Annotated in this window: 3 protein-coding genes; 1 reads left to right on the forward strand and 2 read right to left on the reverse strand. The window is 60.6% G+C overall.

Annotation, left to right across the window (positions count from 1 at the left end):
- Positions 1-123 precede the first annotated feature (123 nt).
- Complete coding sequence (locus tag QZ540_RS08040; protein ID WP_294629059.1) at positions 124-1,158, reverse strand: 2-oxoglutarate dehydrogenase; 1,035 nt, start codon at positions 1,156-1,158, stop codon at positions 124-126.
- A 266-nt stretch (positions 1,159-1,424) separates the two neighbouring features.
- A complete protein-coding gene (gene ilvD, locus QZ540_RS08045; RefSeq protein WP_294629061.1) occupies positions 1,425-3,269 on the reverse strand; it encodes a dihydroxy-acid dehydratase in 1,845 nt (614 codons plus the stop codon).
- 403 nt (positions 3,270-3,672) lie between these two features.
- Here ilvD and QZ540_RS08050 point away from each other — a divergent pair, with 403 nt between their 5' ends.
- Positions 3,673-5,517 (forward strand): alpha,alpha-phosphotrehalase, encoded by a 1,845-nt coding sequence (locus tag QZ540_RS08050; protein WP_294629063.1) that lies wholly within the window; start codon positions 3,673-3,675, stop codon positions 5,515-5,517.
- Positions 5,518-5,606 lie beyond the last annotated feature (89 nt).

The following is a 5,606-nucleotide window of genomic DNA, read 5'->3' on the forward strand; positions in this document are numbered from 1 at the left end:
TGCCCGGCACCCATATCAGAGGGGTGCCGGGCACCTTCGTATATTCGTATATCAGCCTTGGAGGCGAGCGCGGCTACTAGCGGCGTGCCTCGCCTTCATTTGCGGTTGAGCGGCGCTCTCGGTTTAACGGCGTTCTACGCCAACCTCCATCGAATCAAGTGTGAAACCATTCGTCGCGCTCACGCAATGCACCTTACCGGTATTCACCGACTTGCAGGTGTAACCGTACGCGGTCACCACCTGACCGGCAGGCAGCGCAGTAATGCCCTCGGTATTCACCGGCTCCGGGGTGGCGGTCTGACCGACCAGGCTCACCTCGGGCGCCTGGCCCTGCACCATGTGCACACGCTGTTGCGCCTTACCGGAGGCAGCATCCCAGCCCTCCAGGGTCACGCCCACCAGCGCCTGACAATCCACACCCGACGGGGTCACCGAGCACGCAACCTTAGAGTCCGGGCTGGTGAAACGCAACGCCTCAACGGTCTTTGCCGAATCGCCCTGACCGAACGTGCCGCCGCCGTACGCTTCAGCGAAGGTCAGCACACCCGAGAGCATGCGGGTCTGCGCCGGAATCAGCGCCAGGCGAGGCTTCTCAACACTACCACCCTGAGTGAAGCAGGCACCCGTAATGTAGTCGCGGCCCTGCACCTTCGTAGCGCACTGGTACCACTCAACGCTCGCCGCGCCATCCTGGTTCTTGCGGCTGTTGAAGAGGCGCACCGCCTCCTGAGCCTTCGCGCAATCCGAACCGTCATACACGTAAATACCGGCGGAACCACCCAGCTGGCTGGTCAAGCCGCAGCGGGTACCCGCATCGATAGTGTTCGCGGAACCGCTCGCGGTGGCGTAAGCTGCCTCGTATTCGGCGTCGGTGCTCGGCTCGTTCGTGGGGGTTGCTACCGAGTCGTAGGTCGCCGGGGAATCCAGACCGGCAGAAATCTGCACAGTATTCGGCTTCCAGGAGCCGTCCGCCGCGTGGAACAGGGTCTTCGCGTCAACAGCCGCAGAAGAAGTCGCCACCTTCATCGGGGCGGTCTCAGAATCATCAGCCTGCGGCTGAGCAGAGCAAGAACTCAAAGCGAGCGCACCGATGCAGGCAAGAGCCGTCAGGGCACGACGAGTAAAGGCACGCTGTGCGCGCGCGGGCAGGGTAACCATGAATGCGTCCTCGTGAGGGTTGCGAATTGCGTTGTGTTTGAGTGGTTGTGCTGAGTCGGTGAATCGGGTACCTAAATACCTCCTTACACCCTACTGCAACACCGCTGACAAGGCAATACGCCGCACCGAGTGTCCCACGACAGTGGACAAAGATGCGAACAAAGACGCGGACAAAGAACAGCGCCCCGCCCCGCAGAAAATACTGCGGAACGGGGCGCCAGCCCACAGGGCAAGAATATTAAATTCTCAGAAAATACGTGAGGGGTTTATGCGTCCTCGGGCAGGATGCGCACGCCACCCTTATCGGCGGATGCGGCCAGCATGCCGTACACCTTCAGGGCGTTCGACACGTGACGCTCACGCGGCTTGGTCGGACGCCACGGTGCAGCGCCCTTCGCCTCGCGGCGAGCAGCCAGCTCCTCATCCGAAACGTTCACACGCAGGATGCGGTTGTTCACGTCAATCTCAATCTCGTCACCGGTCTGCACCAGGCCGATAGCGCCGCCAGCAGCCGCCTCCGGAGAGACGTGACCAATCGAAATACCAGAGGTACCGCCGGAGAAACGACCGTCGGTGATCAGTGCACACTTCTTGCCGAGGCCCAGACCCTTCAGGTAGGAGGTCGGGTACAGCATCTCCTGCATGCCGGGGCCGCCCTTCGGGCCCTCGTACTGGATGACGACAACGTCGCCTTCCTTCACGTTCTTCGACAGGATCTCGTACACAGCCTCGTCCTGCGACTCGACCACGAAAGCGCGACCCTTGAAGTGGAACAGCTCCTCATCGATACCAGCGGACTTGATGATTGCGCCGTCCTGGGCGATGTTGCCGTACAGGACCGCCAGGCCGCCGTCCTTGGTGTACGCGTGCTCCACGGCGCGGATGCAGCCGTTCTCAGCGTCAGTCTCGTGGGACTCGTACTTGTTAGCGGTGGAGAACGCATGGGTGGTGCGCACACCACCGGGAGCTGCAAGGAACAGTTCCTTCGCCTTCTCGCTTGCCTTGCCGCCGCGGATGTCCCACTCGTCCAGCCACTCGTCCAGCGAGTCAGCGTGAACAGAATGAACGTTCTTGTGCAGCAGGCCCGCGCGGTTCAGCTCACCCAGCAGGGCAGGAATACCGCCGGCACGATGCACGTGCTCAATGTGGTACTTAGTGGAGTTCGGGGCAATCTTCGCCAGGCAGGGAACCTGACGCGAAATGCGGTCAATATCCTTCAGAGTGAAGTCAGCGCCCGCCTCGTGAGCAATCGCGAGGGTGTGCAGCACGGTGTTGGTCGAACCGCCCATCGCCACATCCAGCGCCATAGCGTTCTCGAACGCCTCCTTGGTCGCAATGGAGCGGGGCAGAACCGACTCATCATCCTGCTCGTAGTAGCGCTTAGCCAGCTCCACGATGCGGCGGCCAGCGTCCAGGAACAGCTCCTTACGAGCCACCTGGGTAGCCAGAGTGGTGCCGTTACCGGGCAGTGCCAGGCCAATCGCCTCATTCAGGCAGTTCATGGAGTTTGCGGTGAACATACCCGCGCACGAGCCACAGGTCGGGCAGGCGTTCTTCTCAACCTGAGCGAGCGCCTCATCGCTGACGCTGTCGTTAACAGCCATCACCATGGCGTCAATCAGGTCGAGGCGGTGCTCGACAACACCCTCAATGCCCTCGCCGGACTCCATCGGACCGCCGGACACAAAGATAGTGGGGATGTTCAGGCGCATAGCCGCCAGAAGCATACCGGGGGTAATCTTGTCACAGTTAGAGATGCAGACCAGCGCGTCGGCACGGTGCGCGTTAACCATGTACTCGACCGAGTCAGCAATCAGGTCGCGGGAAGGCAGCGAGTAGAGCATACCGTCGTGGCCCATCGCGATACCGTCATCAACAGCGATGGTGTTAAATTCCTTGGCGACGCCGCCAGCCTCACGGATAGCGCCGGCGACCAGTTCACCCATGTTCTTCAGGTGCACGTGGCCGGGCACGAACTGGGTGAAGGAGTTCGCGATAGCAATAATGGGCTTGCCGAAATCGTCATCGCCCATGCCGGTGGCACGCCACAGGGCGCGGGCACCAGCCATGTTACGGCCGTGAGTTGAAGTACGTGAACGCAGTTCTGGCATTGTTTTACCTTCCGTAGTGATGCAAGTACTGATTTTACGCGCGGCGTCCAACACTGTTCAGCTCAGGGTCACTTTGGTTTCATGCATCGAAACGCGCACGAGCCTGCAACCGCCTATCAGTGGGAGGGTTGAGGCCACGGGTGTTGTGCCGGATCTGCGGCAGAATTGCCCCCTTTGGGGTAGATGGGGGACATCACCCCATTATGCCCCCTAATCTGGAATGAGCCCAGGTTGCGGGCGGCGATATTCAATCGGCGAACGTACCGGGAGGCGGCGGGCGTCTGTGTCTGCCGCATACGAACCTCGCTGCGCATATGTAGCACCTGCGCGGCTCGTTCCCAACACACTGATCTATACACGCTTTCATAGGCACTGAACCCAGTTCACGTTTCAGAAGGTTTCCATGACACAGGCACCCACCGCATCGCTCGCACTCACCCCGGCAATCACATCGGCAGGCACCCCGGCAGGCGGCAAGGATTTCGCGTCCTCCGTCATCTACCAGGTGTACCCCAAGTCCTTCTACTCCTCCGCCGGTGGCGCCTACGGCGACCTGCGCGGCGTCATCGAGAAGGTGCCCTACATAGCCTCCCTGGGCGTGGACATGGTGTGGTTCAACCCGTTCTTCGCCTCCCCGCAGAACGATAACGGCTACGACATCTCCGACTACTACGCCATCAACCCCGACCTGGGCACCATGGAAGACGTCGAAGAGATGATAGCCGCCCTCGCCGAGCACGGTGTGGGCGTCATGTTCGATATGGTCCTCAACCATATTTCGACCGAGCACGAATGGTTCCAGCGCGCCCTCGCCGGTGAACGCGAGTACTGGGACTACTTCTACATTCGCCCCGGCAAGTACACCGAGGACGGTCAGCTGCGCGAACCGACCAACTGGGAGTCGAAGTTCGGCGGCCCCTGCTGGTCCCGTTTCGGCGAGTACACGGATGAGCACGGCACTCCCCTGTTCTACATGCACCTGTACGACCGCACCCAGGCGGACGTGAACTGGTACAACCCGGTTGTGCGTGAGGAGCTGTTTAAGGTTGTGAACTTCTGGTACGAGAAGGGTGTGCGCGGTTTCCGTTTCGACGTCATTAACGTCATCGGTAAGGGCGAAGAGCTGCTCGACGCCCCCGAAGGCACCGTGGACAAGGCACAATACACCGACACCCCGATTGTGCACACCCGCATTCAGCAGCTGAACCGCGCCTCCTTCGGTCAATATGATGACACCGTGACCGTGGGCGAAATGTCCTCGACCAGCATCGAAAACTGCGTGGGCTACTCCAACCCGGCAAACCACGAGCTGGATATGGTGTTCAGCTTCCACCACCTGAAGGTGGACTACGAGAACGGCGAAAAGTGGTCGAAGGTTCCGTTCCGTTTTGCCGAGTTGAAGCAGATTCTAAACGACTGGGCGCTCGGCATGCAGGCTGGCGGCGGCTGGAACGCGCTGTTCTGGAATAACCACGACCAGCCGCGCGCACTGAACCGTTTTGGTGATGTTGAGCGTTACCGCGCCGAGTCGGCGACAATGCTGGCGACCGTGATTCACCTGCTGCGCGGCACCCCGTACGTGTACCAGGGCGAGGAAATCGGCATGATTGACCCGGTCTACTCCTCGATTGAGCAGTACGTGGATGTGGAGGCGCACAACGCCTACGCAATGCTGCGTGAGCGCGGCCTGAGTGAGCAGCAGGCGCTGGAGATTGTGGCGTCGAAGGCTCGCGATAATTCGCGTGTGCCGATGCAGTGGACCGCAGATCCGGCGACTGCCGGTTTTGGTTCCACGTCGCCGTGGCTGGCTCCCGCCCCGGTGCGTGATGCGGCGACCGGTGCCGGTATTTCGGTGGAGGATGAGGAACGCGACGGCGTGATTCTGCCCTACTACCGCAACCTGATTGCCCTGCGTAAGCAGTACCCGGTCATCTCTGTGGGTTCGTACGCGCCCTACGCGTTGGATCACGAGCTGGTGTTTGCGTACCTGCGTGAGCTGCCCGCTGAGACTAGTGCTGAGAACGGCCGCCCGGCACAGCGCATGCTGGTGCTGACGAACTTCTATGGCGAGCCGACCGAGGTTGAGGTTCCGGCTGAGTTTGTTCGTTCCGGTCGCATGCTGGTGTGTAATTACAAGAATTCTGCGGTCGATTCCGCTGTGGCGGATTCTGCTGTATCTGATTCGACTGAGACGGTGACGCTGAGCCTGCGCCCCTACGAGGCTCTGGCGTTGCTGATTGAGGGCTAAAAGTGGTTCCGCGCCTCTCCCCTAGCCTGTGGGGCGGGATGATATAAACCGACCTGGCAATATTCTATTTTTAGAATAAATACATGAAA

The organism is uncultured Rothia sp., from assembly GCF_916049665.1.
Classification (GTDB): domain Bacteria; phylum Actinomycetota; class Actinomycetes; order Actinomycetales; family Micrococcaceae; genus Rothia.